Genomic DNA, 26,538 nt, shown 5'->3' on the forward strand with positions numbered 1-26,538 from the left:
TAGAGTGACAAGTGAGGCGTGCCGTCGCAGCCGCCCTGATTCATAGGAGTGTCATGCCCGACGACGTCCAGCGTTCCCAGCTCCCGGTACCCGACCTCGCCTACACCGGCACGGTCACGTACGACGCGACAGATCCGGACACGCACTATCCGCCGATCACGCCGATCCGGCCGCCGGCCGGGGCACCGAACGTTCTGGTCGTGCTCATCGACGACACCGGGTTCGGGGCCTCCAGCGCCTTCGGCGGCCCGGTGCACACACCGACCTTCGAGCGCATCGCCGCGAAGGGTCTCAAGTACACGCGCTTCCACACCACGGCTCTGTGCTCTCCGACGCGTGCCGCCCTGCTGAGCGGCCGCAACCACCACACCGTCGGCATGGGCGGCATCACCGAGATCGCCACCTCCGCCCCCGGCTACAGCTCGTTGCGCCCCAACAACTGCGCACCCCTCGCCGAGACGCTCAAGCTCAACGGCTACAGCACGTCGCAGTTCGGCAAGTGTCACGAGGTGCCGGTCTGGGAGTCGAGCCCGATGGGGCCGTTCGACCACTGGCCGAGCCCGGGCAACGGCTTCGAGTACTTCTACGGCTTCATCGGCGGCGAGACCAACCAGTGGTACCCGGCGATCTACGAGAACACGTCGCCGGTCGAGCCGTGGGGGACGCCCGAAGAGGGCTACCACTTCATGGGCGACATGACCGACAAGGCGATCGGGTGGATGAAGCAGCGCAAGTCGCTGACGCCCGACAAACCGTTCTTCACCTACTTCGCGCCCGGCGCGACGCACGCTCCCCACCACGTCCCGGAGGAGTGGGCCGACAAGTACAAGGGCAAGTTCGACCAGGGCTGGGATGCCGTGCGCCGGGAGACGTTCGCCCGCCAGAAGGACCTCGGCGTGATCGGCGCGGACTCGGTGCTGACCGAGCGCAGCCCCGGCATCCCCGCGTGGGACGAGATGAACCCCGAACTGCACCCCGTGCTCGCCCGCGAGATGGAGGTCTACGCGGGCTACCTCGAGTACGCCGATCACCACGTCGGCCGGCTCATCGACGCGCTCGAGGAGCTCGGCGAACTCGACAACACGCTCGTCTACGTCATCATCGGCGACAACGGCGCCTCAGCCGAGGGCACGATGAAGGGCACCACGAACGAGGGCTTCGTCATCAACCACATGGACGCGATGGAGGATGACGCGTACATGATCGCCCACAAGGACGAGCTGGGCACCCCGCAGTCGTACAACCACTACGCCATCGGCTGGGCGCACGCGATGGACACGCCCTACCAGTGGACCAAGCAGGTCGCCTCGCACTGGGGCGGCACGCGTAACGGCACGATCGTGTCGTGGCCGAACGGGATCGAGGCGCGCGGCGAGATCCGCAACCAGTTCGCGCACGTGATCGATGTCGCCCCGACCGTGCTCGCGGCGGCCGGCATCCCCGAGCCGTCCTCGGTGAACGGCGTGACGCAGCGTCCCTACGAGGGCACGCCGATGAACTACTCGTTCGACGACGGCGCAGCCGACGAGCAGCACACCACCCAGTACTTCGAGATGCTCGGCAACCGCGCCATCTTCCACAAGGGCTGGGTCGCCTGCGCGAAGCACAAGGACCCGTGGCTCGCCTCCTCGCACGGGCTCGACGACGACGTCTGGGAGCTCTACAACGTCGAGGAGGACTGGACCCAGTCGAACGACCTCGCCGCGGAGCACCCGGACAAGCTCGCCGAGCTGCAGCGGCTGTTCCTGATCCAGGCCGCGCGCTTCAGCGTGCTGCCGATCGACATCCGCTCGGCGGAGCGCTTCAACTCCGAGATCGCCGGACGCCCCGAGCTCGTCAAAGGCACCTCCCAGACGCTCTACACGGGCATGAAGCGGCTGAGCGAGAACTCGGTGATCAACCTCAAGAACAAGTCGTTCACAGTGACGGCCGCGATCACCGTTCCGGATGCCGGGGCCGAGGGCGTGCTGATCGCCCAGGGCGGCTCGTACGGCGGCTGGAGCTTCTACGCCCACGATGGCGGGCTGCGGTTCGCCTACAACATCCTCGGGATCAAGACGGATGTGGTGTCGGGTGACGTCAAGCTCGACGCCGGGCAGCACGAGGTGCGCGCGCACTTCGCCTACGAAGGTGGCGGCGTGGGCAAGGGCGGCACCGTCTCGATCTACGACGGCGAAGAGCTCGTGGCTGAGGGCAAGGTCGAGCGGACCCTGCCGTTCATGTACTCGATGGACGAGACCGTCGACATCGGCGAGGACGTGGCCTCGCCCGTGTCACCCGACTACGGCCCGCGCGACAACGGATTCACGGGCTCGATCGGCTGGGTGCGACTGGACGCCGGCGATGACGACCACTCGCACCACGCCGATCCGGATCACCTGATGAAGATCGCGATGACGCGGCAGTAGTCCGACTACTCGGACCAGACGGCCAGCTCGTTGCCCGCGGGGTCGGTGAAATGAAACCGCCGACCCCCGGGGAACGCGTACGTGTCGTGCAGGATGACGCCACCGGCATCCGTCACCCTGGCCTTCGCCGCGTCGAGATCGTCGACGTAGATCACGGTGAGCGGCATCTTCTGCTGGAGCTCATCGGGCACGGCGTTGATGCCGGCGACGGTGCCGCTGTCGGCGGTGTCGACGTACTGGCCGTAGTCGGTGAACGCCCAGTCGAACGCCCGCTCGTAGAACGAACGCGTGGCCGCGAGCTCGGCGGTCGCGGCGGGGAACTCGATGAGATCGATCTGGTTGTGGGTCGGCATACCTCCAGGGATACACCGCATCCCCGACATGCGCACAGGTCGTGATGGCAGGTTCACCCGATACGGGTGACGTCCTCTCCTCGTGCTCGGGAATAGCGTGCACACGCTGACTCCCGAGGAGAGGAACCGAAATGACGGTCGACCGCCATGCACGGACCATGCTGCCCATCCCCGACCGCCCCGCACCGGGGCTGACGACCTACGACGCCAAGAACCCTGACACGTCGTATCCGCCGATCACGCCTTTGATGCCCCCTGCGGGTGCTCCGAACGTCATCATCATCCTGGTCGACGACGTCGGCTTCGGCGCGTCCAGCGCGTTCGGCGGCCCGTGCCGCACACCGAACGCCGAGAAGCTGGCCGCGGGTGGGCTCAAGTTCAATCGGTTCCACACCACCGCGCTGTGCGCGCCCACCCGCCAGGCGATGCTCACCGGACGCAACCACCACTCGGTCGGCATGGGCAGCATCACGGAGACGGCGACCTCGGCGCCGGGCATGAACTCGATGCGCCCCAACACCAAGGCGCCGCTGGCCATGACGCTCAAGCTCAACGGGTACTCCACGGCGCAGTTCGGCAAGTGCCACGAGGTCCCGGTCTGGCAGTCCTCGCCGATGGGGCCCTTCGATGCGTGGCCCTCGGCCGGCGGCGGGTTCGAGACGTTCTACGGTTTCATCGGCGGCGAGAACAACCAGTGGGAGCCCGCGCTGTATGACGGGACCACCCCGGTCGAGCCGCCCGCGACGCCGGAGGAGGGGTACCACCTCACCGAGGACCTCGCCGATCACGCGATCAGCTGGATCCGCACGCAGAAGGCGCTGATGCCGGAGAAGCCGTTCTTCGTCTACTTCGCGCCCGGCGCGACCCATGCGCCGCATCATGTGCCGGCGGAATGGCCGGAGAAATACAAGGGCCAGTTCGCGGGCGGGTGGGATGCCCAGCGGGTCAGCACGTTCGAGCGGCAGAAGGCGATGGGGGTCATCCCCGCCGATGCCGAGCTCACGCCGCGGAATGCGGAGGTCCCCGGGTGGGACGACATGCCCGACGAGATGAAGCCGGTCCTCGAGCGTGAGATGGAGGTGTACGCGGGGTTCCTCGAGCACACCGACCATCACATCGGACGCGTGATCGACGCCGTCGAGGATCTCGGCATCCTCGACAACACGATCATCTATTACATCATCGGCGACAACGGCGCCTCCGCGGAGGGCACCCTGAACGGTGCCTTCAACGAGATGGCGAACTTCAACGGCATGGCCGCGCTCGAGACGCCGGAGTTCATGCGGTCGAAGATGGATGAATTCGGCTCGCCCCTGTCGTACAACCACTACGCCGTCGGGTGGGCGTGGGCGATGGACAGCCCGTTCCAGTGGACCAAGCAGGTCGCGTCGCACTGGGGCGGCACCCGCAACGGCACCATCGTGCATTGGCCTGCCGGCATCTCCGAGCCGGGCGGGCAGCGCTCGCAGTTCACGCACTGCATCGATGTCGCCCCGACCATCCTCGAGGCCGCGGGACTGCCCGAACCCACCATGGTCAACGGCGTGCAGCAGTCGCCGATGGAGGGCACGAGCATGCTCTACGCCTTCAACGAAGCGGATGCCGCGGAGCGCCACGATCTGCAGTACTTCGAGATGTTCGGCAACCGCGGGATCTACTACAAGGGCTGGAGCGCGGTCACCAAGCACCGTACGCCGTGGATCATCGTGGGAGGCACGGTCCCGGCATTCGACGACGACGTCTGGGAGCTCTACGACGGCAGCGTGGACTTCAGTCAGGCCAGGGATCTCGCGGCCGAGCAGCCCGACCGTCTGCATGAGCTGCAGCGACTCTGGCTCATCGAGGCGGTCAAGTACAACGTGCTTCCCCTCGACGATCGCACGGGGGAGCGGCTCAATCCCGACCTCGCCGGGCGCCCCACGCTCATCCACGGGACGTCCCAGCTGCTGTTCGCGGGCATGGGTCGACTCTCGGAGAGCAGCGTGGTCAGCATCAAGAACAAGTCGTTCTCGGTGACCGCGGACGTCGATGTTCCGGCGGACGGCGCACACGGCGTCATCATCGCGCAGGGCGGTCGCTTCGGCGGATGGAGTCTGTACGTCGACGAAGGGGTCCTGAAGTTCGTCTACAACGTCCTCGGTATCCACCTGTTCACGACGACCGCGACAAGCGCTGTGCCGGAGGGGCGGCATCAGGTGCGGATGGAGTTCGCCTACGACGGCGGGGGTCTCGCCAAGGGCGGGGATGTGACCCTGTACTACGACGGCGCACCCGTCGGCAGCGGACGAGTCGAGCTCACCCAGCCGATGATCTTCTCCGCGGATGAGACGACCGATGTCGGCTACGAATCCGGGACGCCCGTCAGCCCCGACTACACGCCGCAGGGCAGCCGCTTCACCGGCAAGATCCAGTGGGTGCAGATCGACACGGGTGGCGACGACCACGACCACTTCATCGACCCGGACGAACGGATGCGCGTGGCGATGGCCCGGCAGTAGTCCGGTTGGAGAACCGCTACTCCAGGGCACGAAAGAACGGGGAGTCCGCCGAAGCCTGGGCGCGACTCCCCGTTCCGTGGTGGATCAGCTCAGGAGCTTCGCCTTCGCGGCGGAGAACTCCTCATCCGACAGGATGCCCTGCGAGTGCAGGGTGCCGAGCTGTCCGAGTTGGGCCATCAGGTCCGGAGCGGCGGCCGGAGCCGCCGGAGCGGCAGCGGGAGCCGCCGCCTGTGCGTTGGCGACGGCCTGGGCGGCAGCGGCGTCCATCGCCTGCTGTTGCTGCTGCGCCTCCCACGCCTGCTGTTCGGCGGCCTGATTCGCCTTGTTGGCCTGATGTGCGGACACGCCGCCCGCAACCGCGGTGGCGGTTCCGGCCACGACGGCCGTGCGTGCGGCCATCCCGATGAGTCCGGGGCGTCCCATTCTGCGAAGCATCGAGTTCTCCTTCAGCTGACGTGTTCGGATAGGTAGGCGTTGACGAGGGGAGCAGGGATGCCCTGACGTCCCACGACGAATCCTCCGGCGTCGTAGAGTGCCCCGGCGAATGCCTTCGCCCACAGCAGCTCGACGACGAGGATGGCGGCCGAGGCGCCGGCCGGCACGGTCTCCGCGAGCGCCGCGATGTCCTCCTCGCCCGCGAGGCCTTCGAGGTTCAGCGCGGGGGCGCCGTCGTCGATGGTGTCGGTGACCTCCAGCACCTCGAGATCGCCCTCGGCATCCCGTCTCACGAAGACGAGGTCGAGCAGGTTGACGGTACCGGTCGCGACGAGGTCGTCGATCGCCTGCAGGACGCCCGGACCCGGTCGGTCGCCCTCGAAGCCGATCGCGTAGAACTCGATCGGGCCGTAGTCGAATGTGGTCATGGATACCTCCGGTACAGCGGTCGTGCGGCCGCGTCGGTGCCTTTCGGCGGGTTGGTTGTGCCCAGCCTGATATCCGACGCGTGCGGGAGCGTCATCCAGAGTGGGTGATATCCGCGTGGGGGTTCCGCACGGGGAGAACGGAGTGGGGCGGCCTCCGAGATCGCCGGATCGGTGATCACGAGGGCCGCCCCACTGGGGACGAGCGCGCGCCCAGCGAGCGCAGACGGGCTCAGCCGGCGAGCGCCTTCGCCTTCAGCGCGTCATATTCGGTTGCGGTGATCGCACCCGAGTCCAGCAGCTGCTTGGCCTTGGCGATGTCATCCGCAGGACTGCTGCTGGACGAACCGGCGACCTGGCGGATGTACTCCGTCTGCGCCTGCTGCATGTCCATCGCCTGGGCGGTCGATCGCTTCGCCATGCTGTTGCCGCGGGCGATGAGGTAGACCAGGGCGGTCAGGAAGGGTACGAAGATGAGGAAGATGATCCACAGCGCCTTGAGCCACCCGTTGAGCTCATGGTCGCGGAAGATGTCTCCGATGATGCTGAAGATCACCATCAGGTAGGCGATGAACACGAAGAACCAGAAGAACCAGGCGATCCAAGACCAGAGGTCCATGTCAATCCAATCGTCGAGGGCGGGCGCGCTCGCTCGCCACTGACCCGAACGTAGAGCGGGGTGCGAGCGCTGCGCGTCACCCCATCCGGGTGAGACCTTCCGTCACGCGTCCTGCCGTGGATTCACAGAGACGACCTCGATGTGCACCTCATCGAGCATCCCGAGCAGTCCGAACAGCATCGCCTGATCCGTCACGGGACCGGTGATGCTCGTCAGACCGGAACCGGCCGTATCGATGGCGAATCCGTCGAGTGCGGCGATGAGCGACGGAGCCAGTCCGCCGCGGACCACGACCTCCATCACGCGTGCGGGCACCGGGGACCTCCTCATCGCGGAATTCAACAATCGACGGACAGCGATATCGTGTGATCCGATGGGTCGATTCGGCGTCATCCCTATGGGATGATTCTGATGTTCTCGCCCGGCCCCCTGGCGAAGAAAGCGGTGATCGATGCCGATTTCCCGCGCAGTCCCGCCCCACGCGGTGGACCGTCCGGCTCTGCGCTCGCGCCTGGACATCGGCATCGAAGCGCCGCTGACCCTCCTCGTGGCTCCGGCCGGCTCGGGCAAGACCGTGCTGCTGACTCAGTGGGTGGCATCGCTGCGGGACGTACGGGTGGCGTGGTTCGAGATGACCGGCGCCGACGACGACGCCGTGCGGTTCGCCCGGCGGTTCGTCGAAGGGCTGGCAGAGCTCGACCCGTGCCTGGCGGATCTGGGCGCGGCGCTCGGCAATGCCGGTGGCGGACTGGGCGAGCCGATGCTCGAGTCGCTCGCCGCCGCGTTCGCGGAGGTCGGGCAGACCGTGGTCGTGGTCTTCGACGACCTGCATCACCTCGCCAACACCGAGATCGTGTCCGACCTCTGGCGGCTCGTGGACCTGCTGCCGCCGCACGTCCACTTCGTCTTCTCCTCCCGGGTCGATCTCAAGCTCGGCTGGAGCCGGCACCGTCTGCAGCACGGGCTCGTCGAGATCCGCCAGGCCCAGCTCGCGTTCGACGCGGACAGCACGCGGCTGATGCTGGAGCGGATCACCCGGCTCCCGGTCGACGACGCCACGGCGGCCACCGTCGTGGAGCGCACCGAGGGCTGGGCCGCCGGCGTGCAGATGACCGGGCTGACGCTCAGGTTCCGCGACGACCCGGGGGAGATGTGGGAGGCGCTCGCCGAGAGCGATCGCCTGGCCGTCGACTACCTGAGCGAGGAGGTGCTCGACGCGCAGAGCGGGATGCGGCGGCGCGCGCTGCTGGATCTCTCGGTGCTCGACGAGATCAGTCCTCCGCTGGCGGAGGCGGTCGCGGGAGTCGCCGACGGCGATGCGTTCCTGCGTGAACTGCGCGACGAGTCGATGTTCGTCGTGGCGCTGGAGGGCCGACCCGGTCACTACCGGTTCCACCATCTGTTCCGCGACCTGCTGCGGTACCGCCTGCGGGCGGCCGATCCGAAAGCGGAATCCGCGCTGCTGGAGACGGCGGCGCAGTGGTACCTCGCCCAGGGCAACGTCGGCGCGGCGATCGAGTGCCTGCTGCGCGGACACTGCTGGGACCAGGCACTGGACATGATCCTCGCGCGCGGCCGCGAGGTCTACGAGCGCGGCGAATCGGCGACGGGCGCGCGCTGGCTGGCGCGGGTGCCCGCCACCGTCCGCGCCCAGCGCGTCGAGGCCGAGCTGCTCTACGCGATCCTGGAGGGCATGTCCGGCCGGGCCGCCCTGGCGGAGGACCTGCTGCGGGCGATCATCGCGCTTCCCGATGTGCCACCCGGGGTCGCGCTCGTCGCCCGGTCGTTCGTCTCGACCGGCGTCCAATTCCTGCCGCACCCCGAGGTGTACATGCAGGACGGGATGCTGGCGCTGGAGATGGCCGCGCAGTCGCCCACCGTCATCCCGCCCGATCTGATGCATCTCACCGACGTCGCGCTGCTGCAGGTGCTCGTGCGGGTCGCGGTCGCCCGTGCGCACCTCATGCTCGGCGACACGACCGCCGCCGTCCAGCTTCTGGAGAGCACGCTGGCCACCGAGGGTGGTCGATACGGCGCGTACCGGATCCACGGCCTCGGCAGCCTCGCCCTCGCACATGCCTGGGCGGGGAGGCTGACCCTGGCGACGGAACTGGCCGATGAGGCACTCGATCTCGCCCGCGAGCTGGATCTGCTGACACACCCTGGCCCGGCTGATGCCTACCTCGCGCGCGCGCTGGTGGCCATCCTCCGCGGCGAACCCGAGGCAGGTGCCTTCGCTGTGCACGAAGGGTATGTTCGGGCCTCCGCGAACTCGAGGACGCAGCTGATGTGGATCGCGCATGCGGAGTCGCTGGTGGTGGATCCGGACGGGTCCGACCCGGCCAAGGTGCCGCCGCCCGGGACGCCGCCGCCGATCGTGCAGGACGCCCTGCGCGCGCTCGCGCGTCGGAAGCAGCGCGTGGCGGGCAACGCCAGCATCGGAGTGGTCGCTGCGGCGACACCTGGCGCTTGGTCGCCGATGGCGTTCGAGGACATCGCTGCCCTGCTGAGCAAGGGGGATGCGGCGCGCGCGCGGGATCGGCTGGACATGGCGGATGCCGCGGATCCGGCGACGCCCGCATCGACCGTGGAACGCGGCATCCTGCGTGCCTGGCTCGCCGCGGTCGAGGAGCGTCCGTCAGAAGCGCGGGAGTACATCGTCGCCGCCCTGGATGCGGCGGAGGCGGAACAGCTCGTGCATCCGTTCCTCCGAGCCGGGGCAGAAGCGCTCGATCTCGTCGCGCGGCTTCCCGGCACCCCGTCCGGATTCCGGCGCGTCGTGCTCGATCGCTCCGCGACACTGCAGCATGTCGATGCGCCGCAGCTCATCGAGCCCCTCACCGGCCGTGAGATGGAATTGCTGGCGTACCTGCCGAGCCGGCTGACCAACGCCGAGCTCGCAGCGCGCTGCTTCGTATCCGTGAACACGGTCAAGACCCACATGGCGCACATCTATCGAAAGCTGGACGCGAGCGGGAGGGATGCCGCGATCGCCCGCGCCCGCGAACTCGGACTGCTGGACGCCAGGGATATCGCCCACATCGGGTGACCCGCCGCACGCGTGTCCGCAATACAGTGCGGCGCATGAGCGACACATCCGACGACTCCCCGCCCGACCCTGCCGGCACGGAACAGGCGACGGTCGCGGCCGCGCCGGAAGAACCTGCGTCCGCCGAACCGAGGCCCCGCCTGGGCATCCTCGCGGCCATCGAACGCCCGCTCGCGATCGCGTTCGTCGGCACCCTGGGCGTGCTCGCCGCGCTGCTGATCGGGTCGGCGATCGGCTCGATCACCTCGATCCTCGTCTACATCGTGCTGGCGCTGTTCGTCGCGCTGGGGCTGGACCCGATCGTGCAGGTGCTGCAGCGCCGCGGCCTCAAGCGCGGAGCGGGGATCGGCATCGTCTTCGGTGTCTTCGCGCTGCTCGTGGCGTGCTTCCTGATCTTCGTGCTGCCCCCCGTGCTCGCCCAGGTCGGGCAGTTCATCGCGTCGATCCCGCAAGCCATCTCCGACACCGTGCAGAGCGCCTGGTTCCTCGCCCTCCCCGCCGACTTCCAGGCCGCTGTCACCTCGGCCCTCGACCAGGCCTCGCACGCCCTCGGCAACCCGCAGGCGATCGCCGCCATCAGCGGTGGCGTGCTCGCCGTCGGGATCGGAGTGGCCAGCGCCATCTCCGCCGGGTTCATCATCGTCGCCCTCACCCTGTACTTCCTGGCCTCGCTCACCGGCATGAAGGAGGCCCTCTACTCGCTCGCGCCGGCTCGCGCCCGTCCGCAGCTGGCCCACCTCACCGAACGGGTCACCAAGTCGGTCGGCAGCTCTCTTCTCGGTTCCGTCATCCTCTCGGCGATCAACGCCGCGATCGTGTTCCTGCTGCACTTGTTCATCGGACTTCCCTTCCCCGCGCTGATGGCGGTCATCGCCTTCGTCATCACCCTGATCCCGCTGTTCGGCTCGGTCATCTTCTTGTTCATCGGCTCGATCGTCGCGCTGTTCACCAGCCCGACGCAGGCGCTGATCTTCGCGGTCTGCTACCTCATCTACATCCAGCTCGAGTCCTACGTCGTCAGCCCGCGCGTCATGAATCGCGCGATCGCGATCCCGGCGGCGCTCGTGCTCATCGGAGCAATGATCGGCGGCGCTCTGATGGGCATCATGGGAGTGCTCGTGGCCCTCCCGGTGATGGCGTCGATCCTTCTCATCATCCGCGAGGTGATCGTGCCGAAGCAGGATCTGAAGGTCTGAGGCGCACGCGACGAGGCTCCCGTGAAGGAGGGAAGCAGCTGCATGCAGCTGCATCTTTCCGCTTACGGCGTACACAAAGGGGTAGGAGCGTGTCCGGGGTTCGTCGTACCCTGTTCAAGCTCCATCGGACGCCGGGACCGGGCATCCGATCCTCGTTGAGCGCCAAAATCACACAACCTCGGAGACCCCGTGCTCGGAAAACTCCTCATCCGCTATCTCAAGGAGTATCGCTGGCTGCTGCTCGGCGTACTCGTCTTCCAATTCGCGTCCGCGATGGCATCGCTGTATCTGCCGCGCCTGAACGCGAACATCATCGACCAGGGCGTGGCCCAGGGTGACACCGCCTACATCTGGTCGACGGGCATCCTCATGCTGGTGATCTCGCTGGGTCAGATCACCGCGTCGATCATCGCCACCTACTTCGCCGCCCGCGCCGCCATGGCCGCCGGCCGCGACATCCGTCGTGACGTCTACGAGAAGGTCAGCGGGTTCTCGGAGCGCGAGGTCTCGCAGTTCGGCCCGGGCTCGCTCATCACCCGCAACACGAACGACGTGCAGCAGGTGCAGATGCTGGCCATGATGGGCGCCACCATGCTCGTCACGGCTCCGCTGCTCGCGATCGGCGGCGTGATCATGGCGCTCCAGCAGGATGTCGGACTCAGCTGGCTCATCGCCGTGTCCGTCCCCGTGCTGCTCGTGCTCGTCGCGTTGATCATCAGCCGCATGGTGCCGCTGTTCCGCAGCTTCCAGACGAAGCTCGACGCGGTCAACCGCATCATGCGCGAGCAGCTCACGGGTGTTCGTGTCGTGCGGGCCTTCGTGCGCGAAGACATCGAGGAGGAGCGCTTCCGCGGAGCCAACACCGACATCATGGTCGTCGGGCGCAAGGTCGGATCGCTCTTCGTGCTCATGTTCCCGCTCGCGATGCTGGTGCTGAACGTGACCGTCGTCGGCGTGATCTGGTTCGGCGGAATCCAGGTGGATGCCGGCAATGTCGAGATCGGCACGCTCTTCGCGTTCATGCAGTACGTCGGTCAGATCCTCATGGGCGTGCTGATGGCGACCTTCATGACGATCATGATCCCGCGCGCCGCGGTCTCCGCAGAGCGCATCAGCGAGGTGCTGGCCAGCGAGTCGACGCTCACGCGCGCCGAGAACCCGGTGACCGTCTTCTCCGCTCCCGGCACGGTACAGTTCGACAACGTCGAGTTCACCTACCCCGGTGCCGAGACGCCGGTGCTCCAGGGCATCAGCTTCGGGGCCGCTCCGGGCGAGACCGTCGCGATCGTCGGCTCGACCGGTTCGGGCAAGACCACGCTGGTCTCCCTGCTCCCGCGCCTGTTCGACGTGACCGGCGGCAGTGTGCGCGTCGGCGGGGTGGATGTGCGCGAGGCCGACCTCGATCACCTCTGGACGAGCATCGGGCTCGTGCCGCAGCGTCCGTTCCTGTTCACCGGAACGGTCGCGTCGAACCTGCGGTTCGGCCGCGAAGAGGCTACCGACGAAGAGCTGTGGCACGCGCTGGAGATCGCGCAGGGCAAGGACTTCGTCGAGGAGATGGAGGGGCAGCTCGAGGCGCGCATCGCGCAGGGCGGCACCAACGTCTCCGGCGGCCAGCGTCAGCGCCTCGCGATCGCACGTGCGATCGTGCACCGGCCCGACATCCTGGTCTTCGACGACTCCTTCTCCGCCCTGGACCTCACCACCGACGCCCGGCTCCGCCAGGCACTGTGGCGGGAGCTGCCGGAGGTCACCAAGATCGTCGTCGCGCAGCGCGTGTCGACCATCACCGACGCCGATCGCATCGTCGTGCTCGAAGACGGGCAGATGGTGGGACTCGGAACCCACGAGGAACTGTTGAATACGAACGAGACCTATAAAGAGATCGTCGAGTCGCAGCTGGGGGTGGAAGCATGAGCACCCCTGATCTCCTCTCAGAGGAAGAGCGTCTCGAACTCGAGCTCGCCGAGCAGGCTCGCCTGAACTCCGGCGACTGGGACAGCGTCAAGCCCGGCAAGGCCGACAACTTCGGTCGGAGCTTCGGTCGGATGATCGGCCTGCTCAAGCCGCACGCCCTCGCCTTCACCTTCGTGTCGATCCTGGGCGCGATCGGTGTGGTGCTGGCCGTCATCGCGCCGAAGATCCTCGGTCAGGCGACGAACATCATCTTCGAAGGCGTCGTCTCCAACACGCTGGCGGGCTCGTTCCCGGCCGGCACGTCGCAGGCCGACGTCGTGGCTGCGCTGAACGCCGCGGGGCAGACCGACCAGGCGAACATGGTCGCCGCCATGGACAACTTCGCGGTGGGCGCGGGCGTCGACTTCGACCAGCTGCGCATGGTGATCGTCGCCGTGCTCGCGATCTACGTCGCCTCGGCATTCCTGACCTGGATCCAGGGCTTCGTCATCAACATCATCATGGTGCGCACGATGTGGCGCCTGCGCGAGTCGGTGGAGGCGAAGATCAACCGGCTGCCGCTGTCGTACTTCGACAAGGTGCAGCGCGGTGAGCTGATCTCCAGGGTCACCAACGACATCGACAACATCACCCAGACGATGCAGCAGTCGCTCTCCACGGTCGTCACCTCGGTGCTGACCGTCGTGGGTGTGCTCATCATGATGTTCTCGATCTCCTGGCAACTCGCCCTGGTGGCACTGGTCTCGCTCCCGCTGATGGCCGTGATCTTCGGCATCATCGGTCCGAAGTCGCAGAAGGCATTCGGCATCCAGTGGCGCAAGGTCGGCCGCCTGAACGCGCGCGTCGAGGAGTCCTTCTCCGGCCACGCACTCGTCAAGGTCTTCGGACGCGAGGCCGACTCGCGCGAGAAGTTCCAGGTCGAGAACGAGGAGCTCTACCAGGCCAGCTTCAAGGCGCAGTTCCTCTCCGGCATGATCATGCCCGGCATGATGTTCATCGGAAACCTCACTTACGTGGGGATCGCGGTGCTCGGCGGGCTCATGGTCGCCAACGGCCAGCTCCGACTGGGCGACGTGCAGGCGTTCATCCAGTACTCGCAGCAGTTCACCCAGCCGCTCTCGGAGCTCGGTGGCATGGCGGCGGTCGTGCAGTCCGGCACCGCGTCGGCGGAGCGCGTCTTCGAGCTGCTGGATGCTGAGGAGCAGGAGCCGGATTCACCCGACGCTCCTGAGCTCGGTTCGGGCAAGGGCGTCATCGAGTTCCAGAACGTCAAGTTCTCCTACACGCCGGAGCGTCCGCTCATCACGGACCTGTCGTTCCGGGTCGAGCCCGGGCAGACGGTCGCGATCGTGGGCCCGACCGGTGCGGGCAAGACGACCCTCGTGAACCTCATCATGCGGTTCTACGAACTGGACGGCGGGCGCATCCTGCTCGACGGCCAGGACATCGCCGAGCTCACCCGCGACGACGTGCGCATGCGCACGGGAATGGTGCTGCAGGATCCGTGGCTGTTCGCCGGAACGATTCGCGACAACATCCGGTACGGGCGCGAGTCGGCGACGGACGAGGAGATCGTGGATGCCGCCAAGGCGACGCGCGTCGACCGCTTCGTGCACTCGCTGCCCGAGGGGTACGACACCGTGCTCGACGAGGACGCCTCCAACGTCTCGGCCGGAGAGAAGCAGCTCATCACCATCGCCCGAGCGTTCGTCGCGCAGCCGTCGGTGCTGATCCTCGACGAGGCCACCTCGTCGGTCGACACCCGCACCGAGCTGCTCCTGCAGCACGCGATGGCGGCGCTGCGCGAGGGGCGGACGTCGTTCGTCATCGCGCACCGCCTGTCCACGATCCGCGACGCCGACCTCATCCTCGTGATGGAGCACGGCGACATCGTGGAGAAGGGCAGCCACGAGGAGCTCATCGCCGCGCAGGGCGCCTACTGGCGCCTCTACCAGTCGCAGTTCGAGCAGGCCGCGACCGATCTGGATGCGGTCGTCGGAGAGCTCGAACGTGATCTGGAGGGCACCGAACCCGCACTCGCGGGCGCGGGCGGCGCCGAAGAATCGGGCGACACCGGAGGCGCCGCCGGTTGATCGGGCCGGAGGGGTGGGACGATGCCGTAATGACTTCGTCTCTCCCCTCCTGGCGCGACACCTCGACGCGCACCCGCATCATCGAGTTCGTCGACGCCGTCAGCGGAGACGGACCCGAGGCCGTTCCCGTGTCCGAGCGGATCGCGGTGTTCGACAATGACGGCACGCTCTGGACAGAGAAGCCGATGCCGACCCAGCTCGCGTACATCGTGGAGCAGTGGGCCGCCGCGGCGAAAGCCGATCCGGCGTTGGCCGAGCAGCAGCCCTACCGCGGTGTCGTCGACGGCGACCTGAGCTGGCTCGGCGGAGCGATCGAGAAGCACTACGCGGGCGACGACGCCGACCTGAAGGTCATGATCGGGGCGATGCTCGGCCTTACCGTCGACGTCCCGGTCGACGAGTACGCCACGGCGGTCGCCGACTTCTACCGCGAGGCACTGCATCCGACGCTGCGCCGACCCTACGCCGAAGCGGTCTACCAGCCGATGCTCGAGCTGCTCCGCCACCTCGAGCAGCACGGGTTCACCTGTTACATCGTCTCGGGCGGCGACCGCGACTTCATGCGCCCCATGACCGAGGACTACTACGGCATCCCTCCCGAGCGCGTGATCGGGTCCGCGCTGGGGCTCACGTACGACGGCGCGGCGAATGCCGTGAAGTACGGGGCATCCTTCTCGTTCATGGATGACGGACCCGAGAAGCCGGTGCGGATCTGGTCGCGCATCGGGCGTCGTCCGCTCCTCGCGGTCGGCAACTCCAACGGCGACCTGCCCATGCTGCGGTTCGCGCACGCTGACGGGCGGGAAGGTCTGAGCCTGCTGATCCACCACGACGACGACACGGGGCGCGGGGACTCGCCCTACGACAAGGGCGCGGAAGAGGCGCTGGCCGCTGCCCAAGACGGGTCGATCGTGCGCGTGAGCGTCAAGGACGACTGGTCCACGGTGTTCCCCGACCCTCGCCCCGCCACTGACGGCGACGCGGCGTGACCGCTCCAGCGACGCCGCGTCCGCGCGCGCCCTGGCTGCTGCCCACCTTCGCCCGCTACCAGCGCTCGTGGCTGATGCCCGACATCGTCGGCGGCATCTCGGCCGGCGCCGTGGTGGTGCCGCAGGCGATGGCGTACGCCACGATCGCGAACCTGCCGGTGCAGATCGGCCTCTACACCTGCATCGTGCCGATGTTCGTCTACGCCATGCTCGGCGGATCCCGTGCCATGAGCGTGTCGACGACCTCGACGATCGCGACTCTCACCGCCACCACCCTCGTCTCGGCCGGCGTCGCCGCCGGGTCGGACGACGCGCTCGGCTCGCTCATGATGCTCACCCTGCTGGTCGGGGCGATCCTGCTGCTCGCGCGGCTCTTCCGGCTCGGGTCGCTGGTCGAGAACATCAGCGGGGCGACGGTGCTCGGCCTGAAGATCGGTGTCGGGGCGACGGTAGCCGTGGGTCAGCTCCCGAAGCTCCTCGGCGAAACGTTCAACTTCTCCGGGCACGGGTTCCTCCGCTCCCTCGCGGCCGTCGGCGAGGCCTTCCAGAGCGTGAACTGGCCGACCGTCGTGCTCTCGGCGTCCTCGATCGCGATCCTGCTCGTGCTGAAGCGGTTCGCGCCGAAGGTGCCCGGCGCGCTCATCGTCGTGGTCGGCGGCATCCTGCTCGTCGCCTTCGCCGGACTCGAAGATCTCGGCGTCGACCTGATCGCCCCCGTCCCGGGCGGACTGCCGGTGCTCGGGCTTCCCGACTTCTCGCAGATCGCCACCCTCGTGCCGGGGGCTCTGGCCATCGCCGTGATGGCGTTCCTGGAATCCGCCGCGGTGGCACGCGGCATCCGCAAGGCGACCGAACCGCAGATCGACAGCGACCAGGAGCTCCTGGCGACCGGTGCCGCCAACGTCGTCGGAGCCTTCTTCACGACGATGCCCGCCGCCGGCGGCTTCTCGCAGAGCGCGGTCAACCAGAGCGCCGGTGCGAAGACGCAGCTGTCGACGTTCGTGACGGTCGCCCTTGCGATCCTCGTGGCGCTGTTCCTCGGGCCGGTCCTGAGCCTCCTGCCGGAGGCGACGCTGGCCTCGATGGTGTTCGTGGCGGTGATCGGGCTGATCAACATCCCCGAGCTCATCCGATGGGCGCACATCAGCCGGGTGGACTTCTGGATCGCGACCGTCGTCGCCGTCATCGGACTGACGGCGGGCCTGCTGGCCGCCGTCGCGGTCGGGGTCGTCGTGACCCTCGTGCTCGTGCTGCGCGAGCTCAACATCCCCAAGCTCACGATCGTCGGACGTGCCGGCGACGCCATCGCCATCCATCTGGGGCGCGCGCTCTACACGGCCAACGCGCTTGCCAACGAACGGGCGATCATCGCGCTGACCACGAGCCAGGAGTCACCCGTCACCGCGGTCGTGCTCGACCTGCAGCGCATGGAGATCCTCTCGATCACCGTGCTGGACGCCCTCACCGACCTCGATCGCGAATTCACGCAGCTGGGCATCGTGCTGCATCTGGCGGCGCTGCCCGACACCGCCACCGTCGTCGCCGTGAAGGTGGAGTGGTTCCGCGAGTTGCAGGCCGCAGGACGCGTGCACGACACCACCGAGGCGGGACTCGCGGCCACCGGGCTCCCCTAGCCGCGGACGGGTGCGGGAAGGCCCGACCCGGTCCCGCGGCCGCAGGGCTCTGAGTCGGACTAGACGTCCCGCGCGCAGCGGAAGCCGATGTGCGTGGTCGCCGTGTCGTCGGCCTGCGGGGAGCGGGCCGCGGGACGGAAGCGCAGGCAGTAGTCCGGTGAGCAGAGGTACGAGCCGCCCTTGAGCACACGGCGCGGGATGCGGGATCCGGGCTCCGCGCTGGCCACCGACAGTAGGTTCGCGCGCTTCTCGGCGTCGACCGGCGTCGCCCCCGGGACGAGGTGCCGGGTCGTGTAGAAGTCGCTGGTCCACTCCCAGACGTTGCCGATCATGTCGAACAGTCCGTAGCCGTTCGCCGGGTACGAACCCACCGGTGCCGTGCCGGCGCCGTGCGCGCCGCGGTTGTCGTACGGGAAGCTGCCGAGCCACGAGTTGGCCTGCGCCACACCGTCGGGATAGGCGTCCTCGCCCCACGCGAACCGGGCGCCGTCGACCCCGCCGCGCGCGGCGAACTCGTGCTCCACCTCGGTGGGCAGGCGCATCCCACGCCAGGCGGCGTAGGCCGAGGCGTCCTCGAACGACACCTGCACGACGGGATGCCGCATCCGCTCGTCGATGGAGGATCCGAGGCCCTCGGGCTGACGCCACTGCGCGCCGGGCTCCCAGCGCCACCACTGCCGCCAGTCGTCGAGGTTGACGGGACCGGGCGTCGGAGTGAAGACCAGGGCGCCCGGGACGAGGTCCTCGGCAGCCACGCCGGGATAGTCCGCAGCGTTCATCGGCCGCTCGGCGACCGTGACGTATCCCGTCGCCTCGACGAAGGCGGCGAAGTCCTCGTTGGTGACCGGGTACCGGTCGATCTCGAAATCGCCGACGGTGCGCTCGTGCACCGGGCGCTCGTCGGGGTAGAACTCCTCGGAGCCCATGCGGAAAGTGCCGCCGATGATCCGGACCATGTCATTCACGGGTTCACGCTATCGCTCGCCCGGCTCGGAGCGTGCCCGCGCCGGTAGACCCACACGGCTCCGAGCTTGGAGACCAGGATCGCGACCAGCGCCATGATGGCGAGCGGGCTGAGCACGATCCCGAGGGCGAGCGGGAGGAGTTGAAGGATCAGGTCACCCATGCGCGGCCACCCCCGGGATCGTGCGGACGGTCATCCGAGCAGTCGGGCCTTCGCGGTGGCGAACTCGGCGTCGGTCAGCACTCCGGCGTCCTTCAGCGCGGCGAGCTTCTGCAGCTCACCCACGATGTCGACGGCGGGCACTGCGGCGACGGGAGCCGGAGCGGCCTGGGCCTGCGACTGGTAGACCGCCTGCTGTGCGGCGGCCTCCATCGCGGCCTGCTGCTGCTGGGCCTCGTACGCGGCGGCCTGCTGCTGCTGTTCGGCCTTGTTCTGCTGCGAGCCGCGCATCGCGCCGCTGACGGCGGTTGCGGTGCCGGCCACGACGGCGGTGCGGGCGGCGAGCCCGAGCAGTCCGGGACGTCCGAATCGACGGATCATGCTTCCTCCTCCTGCGCGGCCTCGACCAGCGCGTTGACGACGGGCGCGGGGATGCGCTCGCTGCGCAGCATGACGCCGCCCGATGCCGCGAACTTCTCGGCGAGGCGCTTCGCCCAGACCATCTCGTAGGCGATGATCGCCGCCGAGGCGCCCGGCGGGATCAACTCGGCGAGCTCTTCGATGTCCTCGTCGCCGGCGATGCCGAGCTCGGCAAGTTCGATGTCACCGAACCCGTACCGGTGGGTGTCATCCTCGATCTCGATCGCGGTGATGGCGCCGTCCTCGGCCTTGGACACGATGATGAAGTCGAGCAGTCGTACGGTGCCCTCTTCGATCAGGTCGGTGATCGCCGCGATGACCTGCGGGTCGGGGCGATCGCCCTCGAAGCCGATGAGATGAAGCTCGACGGGTCCGTATTCGAATGCTGCCACGGTGTTCCTCTCTGAGATGTCGGTAGTGATCTAGAAGCTGCCGATGCCCTTGCCGATCATCGACACGCCGATGACGAGCAGCAGGACGGCCATGATGATCGCGTTCTCCTTCGCGAGCCATCCGCGCAGCGCGTCCAGCGGAGCACGCAGGCGGTCGGCGGCGATCAGGTAGCCGATCACCGGCACCAGGACGGTGGATGCCGCGATCAGTGTGAAGATCGCGATGACCAGTACGACCTGGCCGGTGGGCAGAGCGGCGGCACCGATGTCGAGCCCTGCACCGGCGGCCATCAGGAGGTTCTTCGGGTTGACCGCGGACAGCAGGAAGCCGAGGCCCAGCGCGAGCGGGAAGTTGACCTTGTCGATCGCCTGCATCCACTTCGGCAGGGCAGCCTCTTCGCCGGCCTTCGGGCGACCGCGCCATTGGCGGATCGCGAGGAGCAGCAGCAGAGCGCCCAGGATGAGCTGGATCACGGCCTGGATCGGCTTGGAGGCGTCCGGGTCTGCGGCGGGGATGATGGCGGCGAGCAGCGTGAACACGGTGACGGCGACGACGATCCCGACGACCCAGCCGATCAGGAACCCGACGCTCGTGACGCGCGCCTTCGGCGAGAGGAGCATGAGGATGGCGGCGATGATCGGGATGGGACTGATCGCCACTCCGAGGGCGAGGGGGAGTATCTCCCCGATGACTGAACCCATGGGGAACTCCTAGTTGCTGCTCTTGGTGATGTTGATCGGTCCGGTCAGGGGCGCGGCATCCGTGCTGGCAATGCCGGACTCGCTGTCCTGGTGGGTGTCGCCGAAGAGGCGCATGCGCATCTTCTCGCGCCATCCGACGGGCGGGGTGAGGGCGGCGACGGCTGCGCGGTTGGTCACGTAGACGGTCTCGTGCTGCAGGACGCCGAAACGCGTCAGACGCTCGCGCGCGCCGGAGCGCACACGGCTGAATGACAGCTCGACGCCCTCGGAGCCCAGCCATTCGCGTAGCGCAGCGAACGACTCGCTGGCTGTGACGTCCACGTCGGTGACGGCCTCCATGTCGATGACGACGTGATGCACGTGCGCGGCGCCGCCGGCGCTCGTGACGGCGGACTTGACGGCCTGCGAGAAGACGTCGCCGTTCGCGAAGAACAGCGGTGCCGCCATCCGCACGACGATGACGCCGGGAGCGGTGACGGAGCCGTGCGGGGCCTCTTCCAGCAGGGAGTCGGCCGGGTTGTCGTTGAGGGCGAGGACGTCGATCGCCGGGGCGGCCGCCCGCTTGGCGAGGTTGATCAGCGCGAGGACGAAGGCGACCAGGATGCCGGGGATCGAGCCCACGAACAGGGTGACGAGGAAGCAGACCGCGCCGATCCAGAACTCGAACCGGTCGAGCTTCCACAGCGCGGTGAACTCTTTGATGCCCAGCAGCGGGATGATCGCGACGCCCACGATCGCACCGATGGCCGGCGAGGGGATGTCCGCGAGCAGTGCGGTGCCGAAGATCAGCAGCACGAGGGTGCCGACGGCCAGCACGAGCGACGGCAGCTGCGTGCGGGAACCGGACTGGTCCATCGCCGCGGTGCGACTGGTGGACGAGCCGACCGCGAAGCTGCCCTGGGTGCCGGCGGCGATGTTGCTCAGCCCGAACGCGAACAGGTCGCGGTTGGGGCTGGTCGGGTAGTGCCGCTTCTCGCCGTACGAGCGGGAGACGAGCAGGCCCTCGGCGGTGGTGACCATCGTCAGGGCCATCGCCGAGGGGATCAGCGCCGCCCACATCGACCACTCGATGACCGGCCAGGTGAGGGTCGGCGGTCCAGCGGGGACCTCGCCGAGCACGTCGACGCCCTGCTTGTCCAGGCCGGTCACCACGATGAGGACGGTGGAGAGAATGAGGACGACGAGCGCCCACGGCGCGACGGCCAGCAGGCGGCGACCGAGGATCAGGATCGCGACCGAGCAGGCGGCGATCAGCAGTGACCACAGGTTCGTCGTCGGCAGGCCGCTGATGAGCCCGCCGATCTTGTCGACGAACTCGCCGCCGGAGTCGATCTTGATGCCGAGCATCTTGGCGACCTGGCTGACCATGATGTCCAGCGCCAGTCCGCCGACGAAGCCGACGAGGATCGGCTTGGACAGGAAGTTCGCGAGGAACCCGAGCTTGAAGACGGCGAGGAGGAGGAACATCACTCCGCAGATGATCGCCTGTGCCAGCGCGAGCGTCGCGTAGTTCGCGCTGCCGGCAGCGGCCAGGCCGCCGATCGAGGACGCCACCAGCGCGGCGGCTGCGGCATCCGGGGAGGCGACCAGCTGCCGGGACGACACCACCAGCGCATAGATGACGGTCGGGACGATCAGCGCGTAGAGGCCCGCGGTGGCGGGCAGCCCGGCGATCTGTGCGTAGCCGATGTTCAGCGGGATTGCGATCGCCAGCAGCGTCACGCCTGCCAGCAGCTCACGGCCCACGTTCTTGCGCGTGAGTCCGGCGAGAGGTTTCTGCACTGTCATCCTCCGGGGTCTGAGGATGAGGCTAGCGCGGCCAGCCCGCTCGGTGACATACGTGGCGGCGTCGCCGCGCCGCGCGTCGCGCTACTTCTGCGGTGGGGAGGGGTCGATCCGGAGGAACTCCGCCGACTCGCCCAGCGTGAGGTCCTCGACCACTCGCACGGTGCGCGCCAGCGCATCCACCGCGTCGATGACGATTCCGAAGCGCTCGCGGTCGGAGCACACGGCGGTGACGGTGACGAAATGCGTTCCGGTGTCCCACGTGTAGGTCACGAACGGCGGTGTGCGCTCATCGGTCGGCAGCGCCATCGCCAGCTTCTCGCCAACCCCGAGGTGCGGATTGCGGAACGATTCGGTGTCGTCGTACTCCATCGGCATCATCGCCCGTGCCGTGCGCAGCTGCGCTGTGGCCTCCTGCACCTGCGCCATCACGACGAGGAGCTCGGGGTCGTCCTTCCACACCCAGACCAGCACGCGGCCTGCGGCGCGCTTCATCAACATCGGCGCCGCCTGGCTCATCGCCCAGGCCATCACGCCGCTCCCGGGGCGCTCGGTCGCGCCCGCGGCACGGTTCGCCTGGGTCAGCAGCATCTTGATCGCGGCCTTGCGGTGTCGTCGACCGCGAAAGCCCAGCGATTCGGTCACGGGAACCCAGCGGTCGGGTGCGGCATCGGCCTGCAGGCGTGGCATGCCCCCAGGGTACGGGGCCTACCTGCGGCGACGCAGGGAGGCCCGAAACACGCCTCGGGTAGAGTTGGGGGGCGATTGCACCACCCGTGCCGAGCCCCGCCGCAGAGAAAAGGCCACACCACCCCGTGACTCCCCCCGCGACGCCCGATGCCCCGAACACGGGCGACGTCACGCCCGCCTCGGAGCGGCCCCCGCTCACGGTGCTCATCGGCGCCGACACCTTCTCCCCGCACGTGAACGGCGCCGCCCGCTTCGCGGAGCGCCTGGCCGCGGGACTCGTGTCGCGCGGACACATCGTGCATGTGATGGCCCCGAGTGCGACGCACAAGCAGCACGGCGTCTTCACCGAGGTCATCGAGGACCAGCCGATGACGATGCACCGCATCCCGGCGTGGCGGTACCTCCCGCACGACTGGCTGACGTTCGTGCTGCCGTGGATGTCGAAGCACTACGCGCGCCGCGTACTGGACGAGGTCAAGCCTGACGTCGTGCACATCCAGTCCCACATCGTGCTCGGCCGGGGCCTTGCGCGCGAGGCGCGCAAGCGCGGCATCCCGATCATCGCCACCAACCACGTGATGGCCGAGAACGTCCTCGACTTCACGACGCTCCCGCCCGTGTTCGACAAGGCCGTCATCTCCCTGGCATGGGCCGACGCGAAGCGCACGTTCGATCTGACGCGCGCCGTGACCACCCCCACGCGCAAGGCCGCCGACTTCCTCGAGCAGACGATCGACATCCACGGCGTCATCCCGATCAGCTGCGGCATCGACCGGTCCAACTACACGCCGGATCTCACCCCGCGCGACGCGAACCGCGTGCTGTTCGTCGGGCGTCTCACGACCGAGAAGCACATCGACGTCGTCTTGAAGGCCCTCGCCCGGCTCGACCCGGCACTGGATGTCACGTTCGACATCGTCGGCGGCGGTGACCAGCGCAAGAACCTCGAGCAGCTGTGCACCCAGCTCGGCCTGGGCGATCGCGTCACCTTCCACGGTCACGCGTCCGAGCAGGACCTGCGCGCGCTGTACTCGCATGCCAGCGTCTTCGCGATCGCCTCGATCGCGGAGCTGCAGTCGATCGCGACGATGGAGGCGATGGCCTCCGGCCTGCCGATCGTCGCGGCCAACGCCGTCGCCCTGCCGCACCTCGTGCACGACGGCGAGAACGGGTACCTGTTCGAGCCGGGCAACGCCGAAGAGCTCGCCGCGCGCCTCACGGATGTGCTGACCGCGACTCCCGAGACGCGCCTGCGGATGCAGCAGACCTCCCTCGAGATGGTCAGCGTGCACGACATCAACCGGACGCTCGACACCTTCGAGGCGCTCTACCGCGACGAACCGCTGCCGGAGTAGCCGCGTGCACGTCGTGATGTTCGGCGATCAGCACGTCGAGAGTCTCGGCGGAGCGCAGGTCTCGATGCGGCTGCAGCGGCGGTTCCTGGAGAAGGCCGGACACACCGTCACCATCGTCGCGCCCGCGATGCACGGGCCGAGGGCGGCCGCGGCACCGCGCTCGGACGCCTACCTGGACATCCCGTCGATCCCGATCACGCTCGACCGCGAGTACGCGATGTCGTGGCCGGGTCGTCGCGCCGACGAGTTCATCGATGCCGCGATGGCCGAGCGGGCTCCGGTGGATCTCGTGCACGTGCAGGCCGACTTCTGGGGCGCCTACCTCGGGCACCGCTTCGCCCGGCGCCACGGGCTGCCGGTCGTGCACACGATGCACAACCGCGTCGACGTGGGCATCGAGGCGACGGCGCCGCTCCCCGGACTCGTGTTGCATGTGCTCAACGCCTGGCAACGCCACGCAATCGCGGAGCAATCGCCCGGACGGGACGGCTGGGCGTACCTGCGGCGGTTCGCCACCAGGTCGCAGGCCGTGACCGCGCCGTCGAGCCACTTCGCCCATCGCCTCGAGGCGCACGGCGCCGTGCCCGCCGCCGGTGCGGTGGACGTCGTGTGGAACGGCATCGACGACGAGGTGCTCGACGCCGCGCTGGCCGCGCCCGCCGAGCGGATGCCGGGGCTACCGCGATTCGTCTGGCTCGGCCGGATGAGTCCCGAGAAGCGGCTGTTGCCGTTCCTGGAGGCGGTCGCGGTGTCGGGGATCGCCGCGGACATCGAGGTGATCGGCGGTGGTGGACAGCTGGCGGCGGCGCGTCGGCTCGTCGCGCGACGGGGACCAACGGCATCCGTCCACTTCGCGGGGCGGCTCTCGTACGCCGAGACGCTGCGGCGCATCCGGATGGCCGACGCCGTCGTGCAGACCTCGATCGGCTTCGAGACCCAGGGCATGACCGTGTTCGAGGCGGCCTCGCTGGGCACGCCGTCGATCATCAGCGACCCTGACATTGCCGCCGAGCTGAGCTCGGGCTTCTGGCAGGTGGCGGATGCTTCGACCGCGGCGCTCGCCGCGACTCTGCGCACCGCGGCCACCGACATCACTGCCGGCACTGCGGTGTCGCCCGATCCCGAGATCGCGGAGAAGTTCCGCCAGTCCTCGCGGACGGCGGCGATGGTCGAGGTCTACCGGCGCGCACTAGGCGGCCGGTAGCCGGAACGACCCCCGGTCAGGGGAGGCGCGTCCAGTCGGTCGGCGTGCGGTGGTAGCCGTCCTTCTTGAGGGCGGCGATCGTCGCTGCGACCGCGTAGACGGAAAGCGCTGAAATGACAATCACCATGAACATGGCAGTAACGCTACGCTTGCGCATGTCCTGCCACGAGTGGCAGAATGGCCACGCATCGACAGAAAACTGCCAGTCCCGGCATCCGTCGTCAGGAGAGTCATGAAGACCGTAGCCGTCATCGTGCAGGAAGGGTTCGCGCCCTTCGAGTTCGGCCTCGCGTGCGAGGCGTTCGGGCTGGACCGGTCCGAGGTGGGCATCACCCCCTTCGACTTCCGCATCGTCACGCCCGATCCGGGCGCAGTCAGCAGCAACCTCGGCTTCACGATCAACGTCACCGACGACCTGGCGTTCGCCGACGAGGCCGATCTGGTGGTGGTCACCCCGATCCCGCGCTCGACGTGGGGCGACATCGATCCCCGTGTCACCGACGTGATCCGGCGGGCGGTCGCCCGCGATGCATGGGTGCTCACGGTGTGCAGCGGGTCGTTCGTGGTCGCCGCCTCCGGCGTGCTCGACGGACGCCGCGCCACCACGCACTGGATGTACGCCGACACGATGGCCGCGATGTACCCGAAGATCGACGTCGACCCCGACGTGCTGTACGTGCAGGACGGCCGGATCATCACGAGCGCCGGCACCGCCGCGGGGCTTGATGCGTGCCTGCACCTGCTGCGTCAGGTGCTCGGCGCCGAGCTCACCAACCGCATCGCCCGCCGCATGGTCGTCCCGCCGCAGCGCGACGGCGGGCAGGCGCAGTTCATCGACAAGCCCCTGCCCCAGGTCGCGTCGCTCTCGCTCGCGCCGGTCACGGACTGGATGGTGCAGAACCTGCGCGACGACCTCACCGTCGACCAGCTCGCGGCGAAGGCGCACATGTCGCCGCGCACGTTCGCCCGTCGCTTCAAGGCCGACTTCGGCGCGACTCCGGCCGCCTGGCTCGCGCGGCAGCGACTCATCCACGCCCAGCGACTGCTGGAGAAGACCGACCTCGGCCTGGACCGCATCGCCTGGGAGAGCGGGTTCGGCTCGGCTGCGGTGCTGCGGCAGAACTTCGCCCGCGCGTTGAGCACGACCCCGACCGCGTACCGCACCACCTTCAGCTGCACGCGGGACATGATGCGCGCGGAGGCGCCGGTGGGCGCGCCCGTCGAGCTCGTCGCCTGAACGCAAGACGCTGT

General features: G+C 68.3%; 23 protein-coding genes. 11 read left to right on the forward strand and 12 right to left on the reverse strand.

Going from position 1 to position 26,538, the window contains the following annotated elements; translation table 11 throughout:
• The first annotated feature begins 53 nt into the window (after nt 1–53).
• Nucleotides 54–2,408 (forward strand): arylsulfatase, encoded by a 2,355-nt coding sequence (locus ASD65_RS13675; RefSeq protein ID WP_056223530.1) that lies wholly within the window; start codon nt 54–56, stop codon nt 2,406–2,408.
• A 5-nt stretch (nt 2,409–2,413) separates the two neighbouring features.
• Here ASD65_RS13675 and ASD65_RS13680 read toward each other — a convergent pair whose 3' ends face one another.
• Nucleotides 2,414–2,761 carry a VOC family protein gene (locus tag ASD65_RS13680; RefSeq protein ID WP_056223532.1) on the reverse strand — a complete coding sequence of 116 codons (348 nt, stop codon included), beginning with the start codon at nt 2,759–2,761 and terminating at the stop codon, nt 2,414–2,416.
• A 131-nt stretch (nt 2,762–2,892) separates the two neighbouring features.
• Between ASD65_RS13680 and ASD65_RS13685 the strand changes: the two genes are divergently transcribed.
• Nucleotides 2,893–5,259, forward strand: coding sequence for an arylsulfatase (locus ASD65_RS13685; protein ID WP_056223534.1), 2,367 nt, complete (start codon nt 2,893–2,895; stop codon nt 5,257–5,259).
• An 84-nt stretch (nt 5,260–5,343) separates the two neighbouring features.
• Here the strand turns inward: ASD65_RS13685 and ASD65_RS13690 are convergent, their stop codons facing one another.
• From ASD65_RS13690 to ASD65_RS13705, 4 genes are all read right to left on the reverse strand, one after another.
• On the reverse strand, nt 5,344–5,682 hold the full coding sequence (locus tag ASD65_RS13690) for an SHOCT domain-containing protein (RefSeq protein WP_056223536.1): 339 nt from the start codon (nt 5,680–5,682) through the stop codon (nt 5,344–5,346).
• 23 nt (nt 5,683–5,705) lie between these two features.
• Nucleotides 5,706–6,122, reverse strand: coding sequence for a DUF6325 family protein (locus ASD65_RS13695; protein ID WP_056223538.1), 417 nt, complete (start codon nt 6,120–6,122; stop codon nt 5,706–5,708).
• Nucleotides 6,123–6,351: 229 nt separating this feature from the next.
• A complete protein-coding gene (locus ASD65_RS13700; RefSeq protein ID WP_056223540.1) occupies nt 6,352–6,738 on the reverse strand; it encodes an SHOCT domain-containing protein in 387 nt (128 codons plus the stop codon).
• Between the two features lie 102 nt (nt 6,739–6,840).
• On the reverse strand, nt 6,841–7,053 hold the full coding sequence (locus ASD65_RS13705; RefSeq protein WP_156378877.1) for a hypothetical protein: 213 nt from the start codon (nt 7,051–7,053) through the stop codon (nt 6,841–6,843).
• A gap of 136 nt (nt 7,054–7,189) precedes the next feature.
• On the opposite strand from ASD65_RS13705, the gene ASD65_RS13710 reads away from it, so the two are divergent.
• The 6 genes from ASD65_RS13710 (at nt 7,190) to ASD65_RS13735 (ending at nt 17,616) form a co-directional block, all read left to right on the forward strand.
• Nucleotides 7,190–9,787: a LuxR C-terminal-related transcriptional regulator gene (locus tag ASD65_RS13710; RefSeq protein WP_156378878.1), complete on the forward strand. Its 2,598-nt coding sequence runs from the start codon at nt 7,190–7,192 to the stop codon at nt 9,785–9,787.
• Nucleotides 9,788–9,822: 35 nt separating this feature from the next.
• Entirely contained in the window at nt 9,823–10,983 is a 1,161-nt protein-coding gene (locus tag ASD65_RS13715) for an AI-2E family transporter (protein ID WP_082561773.1), read from the forward strand.
• Nucleotides 10,984–11,172: 189 nt separating this feature from the next.
• Nucleotides 11,173–12,900, forward strand: a complete 1,728-nt coding sequence (locus ASD65_RS13720; RefSeq protein ID WP_056223546.1) for an ABC transporter ATP-binding protein — start codon at nt 11,173–11,175, stop codon at nt 12,898–12,900.
• Nucleotides 12,897–14,993, forward strand: a complete 2,097-nt coding sequence (locus ASD65_RS13725; RefSeq protein WP_056223548.1) for an ABC transporter ATP-binding protein — start codon at nt 12,897–12,899, stop codon at nt 14,991–14,993. Before ASD65_RS13720 ends, ASD65_RS13725 begins: the two co-directional genes overlap by 4 nt.
• 29 nt (nt 14,994–15,022) lie before the next feature.
• A complete protein-coding gene (locus ASD65_RS13730) occupies nt 15,023–15,982 on the forward strand; it encodes an HAD family hydrolase (RefSeq protein ID WP_056223550.1) in 960 nt (319 codons plus the stop codon).
• Nucleotides 15,979–17,616, forward strand: coding sequence for a SulP family inorganic anion transporter (locus tag ASD65_RS13735; protein WP_056223552.1), 1,638 nt, complete (start codon nt 15,979–15,981; stop codon nt 17,614–17,616). Before ASD65_RS13730 ends, ASD65_RS13735 begins: the two co-directional genes overlap by 4 nt.
• Nucleotides 17,617–17,675: 59 nt before the next feature.
• Here ASD65_RS13735 and ASD65_RS13740 read toward each other — a convergent pair whose 3' ends face one another.
• From ASD65_RS13740 to ASD65_RS13765, 7 genes are all read right to left on the reverse strand, one after another.
• Complete coding sequence (locus tag ASD65_RS13740; protein ID WP_200948718.1) at nt 17,676–18,572, reverse strand: formylglycine-generating enzyme family protein; 897 nt, start codon at nt 18,570–18,572, stop codon at nt 17,676–17,678.
• A 5-nt stretch (nt 18,573–18,577) separates the two neighbouring features.
• Nucleotides 18,578–18,742 (reverse strand): hypothetical protein, encoded by a 165-nt coding sequence (locus tag ASD65_RS19075; RefSeq protein ID WP_156378879.1) that lies wholly within the window; start codon nt 18,740–18,742, stop codon nt 18,578–18,580.
• A gap of 30 nt (nt 18,743–18,772) precedes the next feature.
• Complete coding sequence (locus ASD65_RS13745; RefSeq protein WP_056223557.1) at nt 18,773–19,120, reverse strand: SHOCT domain-containing protein; 348 nt, start codon at nt 19,118–19,120, stop codon at nt 18,773–18,775.
• Nucleotides 19,117–19,551, reverse strand: a complete 435-nt coding sequence (locus ASD65_RS13750) for a DUF6325 family protein (RefSeq protein ID WP_056223559.1) — start codon at nt 19,549–19,551, stop codon at nt 19,117–19,119. The genes ASD65_RS13745 and ASD65_RS13750 overlap by 4 nt, the downstream gene beginning before the upstream one ends.
• 30 nt (nt 19,552–19,581) lie before the next feature.
• On the reverse strand, nt 19,582–20,253 hold the full coding sequence (locus tag ASD65_RS13755; protein ID WP_056223561.1) for a GAP family protein: 672 nt from the start codon (nt 20,251–20,253) through the stop codon (nt 19,582–19,584).
• Between the two features lie 9 nt (nt 20,254–20,262).
• Nucleotides 20,263–22,035 (reverse strand): SulP family inorganic anion transporter, encoded by a 1,773-nt coding sequence (locus ASD65_RS13760; RefSeq protein ID WP_082561774.1) that lies wholly within the window; start codon nt 22,033–22,035, stop codon nt 20,263–20,265.
• An 87-nt stretch (nt 22,036–22,122) separates the two neighbouring features.
• A complete protein-coding gene (locus ASD65_RS13765) occupies nt 22,123–22,728 on the reverse strand; it encodes a hypothetical protein (protein ID WP_056223562.1) in 606 nt (201 codons plus the stop codon).
• A 125-nt stretch (nt 22,729–22,853) separates the two neighbouring features.
• On the opposite strand from ASD65_RS13765, the gene ASD65_RS13770 reads away from it, so the two are divergent.
• From ASD65_RS13770 to ASD65_RS13780, 3 genes are all read left to right on the forward strand, one after another.
• Nucleotides 22,854–24,083 (forward strand): glycosyltransferase, encoded by a 1,230-nt coding sequence (locus ASD65_RS13770; RefSeq protein WP_056223564.1) that lies wholly within the window; start codon nt 22,854–22,856, stop codon nt 24,081–24,083.
• A 4-nt stretch (nt 24,084–24,087) separates the two neighbouring features.
• Nucleotides 24,088–25,287, forward strand: a complete 1,200-nt coding sequence (locus ASD65_RS13775) for a glycosyltransferase family 4 protein (protein WP_056223566.1) — start codon at nt 24,088–24,090, stop codon at nt 25,285–25,287.
• A gap of 232 nt (nt 25,288–25,519) precedes the next feature.
• The gene (locus tag ASD65_RS13780) at nt 25,520–26,524 is read left to right on the forward strand and encodes a GlxA family transcriptional regulator (RefSeq protein WP_056223569.1); all 1,005 of its coding nucleotides are present in this window, start codon (nt 25,520–25,522) and stop codon (nt 26,522–26,524) included.
• Nucleotides 26,525–26,538 lie beyond the last annotated feature (14 nt).

The sequence above is a fragment of the Microbacterium sp. Root61 genome (assembly GCF_001427525.1).
Classification (GTDB): Bacteria; Actinomycetota; Actinomycetes; order Actinomycetales; family Microbacteriaceae; genus Microbacterium.

What these genes read in the sequence shown, in the direction of transcription:
- ASD65_RS13685 (WP_056223534.1), top strand. Translation starts at nt 2,893, where the DNA reads ATGACGGTCGACCGCCATGCACGGACCATGCTGCCCATCCCCGACCGC.
- ASD65_RS13740 (WP_200948718.1), bottom strand. Translation starts at nt 18,572, where the DNA reads ATGGTCCGGATCATCGGCGGCACTTTCCGCATGGGCTCCGAGGAGTTC.
- ASD65_RS13675 (WP_056223530.1), top strand. Translation starts at nt 54, where the DNA reads ATGCCCGACGACGTCCAGCGTTCCCAGCTCCCGGTACCCGACCTCGCC.
- ASD65_RS13725 (WP_056223548.1), top strand. Translation starts at nt 12,897, where the DNA reads ATGAGCACCCCTGATCTCCTCTCAGAGGAAGAGCGTCTCGAACTCGAG.
- ASD65_RS13700 (WP_056223540.1), bottom strand. Translation starts at nt 6,738, where the DNA reads ATGGACCTCTGGTCTTGGATCGCCTGGTTCTTCTGGTTCTTCGTGTTC.
- ASD65_RS13710 (WP_156378878.1), top strand. Translation starts at nt 7,190, where the DNA reads ATGCCGATTTCCCGCGCAGTCCCGCCCCACGCGGTGGACCGTCCGGCT.
- ASD65_RS13730 (WP_056223550.1), top strand. Translation starts at nt 15,023, where the DNA reads ATGACTTCGTCTCTCCCCTCCTGGCGCGACACCTCGACGCGCACCCGC.
- ASD65_RS13680 (WP_056223532.1), bottom strand. Translation starts at nt 2,761, where the DNA reads ATGCCGACCCACAACCAGATCGATCTCATCGAGTTCCCCGCCGCGACC.
- ASD65_RS13745 (WP_056223557.1), bottom strand. Translation starts at nt 19,120, where the DNA reads ATGATCCGTCGATTCGGACGTCCCGGACTGCTCGGGCTCGCCGCCCGC.
- ASD65_RS13755 (WP_056223561.1), bottom strand. Translation starts at nt 20,253, where the DNA reads ATGGGTTCAGTCATCGGGGAGATACTCCCCCTCGCCCTCGGAGTGGCG.
- ASD65_RS13780 (WP_056223569.1), top strand. Translation starts at nt 25,520, where the DNA reads ATGAAGACCGTAGCCGTCATCGTGCAGGAAGGGTTCGCGCCCTTCGAG.
- ASD65_RS13765 (WP_056223562.1), bottom strand. Translation starts at nt 22,728, where the DNA reads ATGCCACGCCTGCAGGCCGATGCCGCACCCGACCGCTGGGTTCCCGTG.
- ASD65_RS19075 (WP_156378879.1), bottom strand. Translation starts at nt 18,742, where the DNA reads ATGGGTGACCTGATCCTTCAACTCCTCCCGCTCGCCCTCGGGATCGTG.
- ASD65_RS13715 (WP_082561773.1), top strand. Translation starts at nt 9,823, where the DNA reads ATGAGCGACACATCCGACGACTCCCCGCCCGACCCTGCCGGCACGGAA.
- ASD65_RS13695 (WP_056223538.1), bottom strand. Translation starts at nt 6,122, where the DNA reads ATGACCACATTCGACTACGGCCCGATCGAGTTCTACGCGATCGGCTTC.
- ASD65_RS13690 (WP_056223536.1), bottom strand. Translation starts at nt 5,682, where the DNA reads ATGGGACGCCCCGGACTCATCGGGATGGCCGCACGCACGGCCGTCGTG.